Genomic DNA, 1,988 nt, shown 5'->3' with positions numbered 1-1,988 from the left:
TTATAGCTTCTGACTGATAAAACAGGACCGAGCAAGTGCTCGGTCCTGTTTTATTTGAAAAATACGCCCCTAAATATATCTTGAGTTTGACAGTTGGTTTTTTACGAATCCTTGTATAGCAAGGAAAAGAACCAGGTTGGTTCAAAATCGTTTTCACTACACATCTTAAAAATGCTCTGGTATAGCCACTTTAGGAGGTATTTTTACTTTCACTCCTCTCAAAATATCATTTGCTAATCCCTCAACAGGTGCCCTAATATAAAAAATCTGATTTTCAATAATTACCTCGGAAAACTGTAATGATTGCAGAGCAGCTCTTATCTTATCCGGAGAGTATGGAATATTATTACTCTTAAGTTCGATCTCCAGAGTTCTTTCAAGTAGAAATGCGATAAAACAAAGTACAATATGTCCTTTTATTCTATTAGGAGAAGAATGATACATCGGCCTGGTTTCAAGATGGGATTTAAAAATCCTAAAAGACTCTTCCACTCTCCAGAGCTGATGATAATACTCTAAAAGCAACTCTGGACTATTAAGTGCAGAATTAGTTTGTATTGCATAAAATCCATCCCATTTTTCATCTATTTCTATTTTTTCCTGATTCAGCTCTATATCCTCATCCTTTGTGGTAATAGTTATATATTTCATAGCTCCTCTCTTTGAGATTAATTTTGCTGTTCCACTCTCAAGTTTCTTTATAGCTTTTTCAATCAGTCTTTCCCTATCGTGTTTATCTTTCTTAGCCCTTTTCTTAGACCAAGAGCATATTAATTTTTCTCCATCTATTTTTATTTCTTTATATTTAAAAACGTCTTCTTCTTCCACCTGGAGTTCAATATAATTATCAGGATTTAATATTTTCTCTTTTATTTTTTCTGATTTGTTTCTCATCCTGGCTCCGATAATGTATTCATAGCCACTGTCTTTTATAGTTTTTATATTGGCCTTTGATAGCATCGCCTGGTCTGCAATAAGGATTATTTGATTAATATTAAATTTATATTTCATTTTTTCTATTGCATCTTCAAGAGTATGTCCTTCAAATTTATTTCCTGCATAGATATCAAAACCAACAGGCCTTCCTTCCAGATCTACTATTAAGCTTAGCATAATCTGAACTTCATTGAATTTACAATCTTTGCTATATCCAAAGGCTCTCAAAATATCGCTGTGAACACTTTCAAAATGTAAAGTGGTAACATCATATAAAACAACATCTACAGACATATTGAATAAATCCCTGTTTTTATCGAATATATGTTGTTCTATTTCTTCTTTATGGTCTGCTAAAAAGTCAAGAGCTCTATAAAGGTGCTGGAGTTCTATTTCCTCTACTCCAAAATACTTTGCCTGTTCTTCATATGTCTTCAATTTACTTTTAGGCTCTAATAATCTATCAACTAACATTAAAAATACTGTAGAAAAGATGTCAAATTTTATCTTACTTTCTTGCAATAGTTGCTTAAATATTCCTGGGAAATCAAATATTTTCCATAATTTTTTGATTACTCTAACAGCTCCCCAGTTTTTCCTAAATTTTTCTTCTGCCGTATTTATATCAAGTAATTTTTCATCTCCATTACAGAATTCTATTAAAGATAAAGCAAGTTTTCTTATTTCTTTTTTGTTAATCTTGTCAATACGACCGAAAGAAGCTATATTTTTATGCCTTGTCTTACCTTTATCTCTGTAACTTTTAACTATATTCAAATAATGATTACCTTTAGACTCTATAGTTCTTAAAAACATAATATTTACACCATGAATATTATATCATTTAAATTATATCAAGTAAAGTTATTTTTAAAATATATTCTTAAAAAGTTTTCACTACATTTTGAGGGAATGAAAAATCTATATTTAGATTTCATGCGGGTTTGTGAGGTATAAATTTGGATTTTTTAGCTTATTCTGTCAAACTCAAGACCAACAGCCCTGACAGTGCCGATTGTTATACCGGCTTTCGCATTGTTAAAAGCGCCTTG

The 1,988-nt window shown here is 31.1% G+C and carries 1 protein-coding gene; it reads right to left on the bottom strand.

The window, feature by feature from the left end; translation table 11 throughout:
- Window positions 1-165: 165 nt before the first annotated feature.
- Entirely contained in the window at window positions 166-1,713 is a 1,548-nt protein-coding gene (locus AB1349_13945) for an IS1634 family transposase (protein MEW6558428.1), read from the bottom strand.
- Between the last annotated feature and the right edge of the window lie 275 nt (window positions 1,714-1,988).

The sequence above is a fragment of the Elusimicrobiota bacterium genome (genome assembly GCA_040757695.1).
Classification (GTDB): Bacteria; Elusimicrobiota; UBA8919; order UBA8919; family UBA8919; genus JBFLWK01.
Note: the sequence above shows the minus strand (reverse complement) of the source record. Positions and strands in the feature narration are given on the sequence as shown.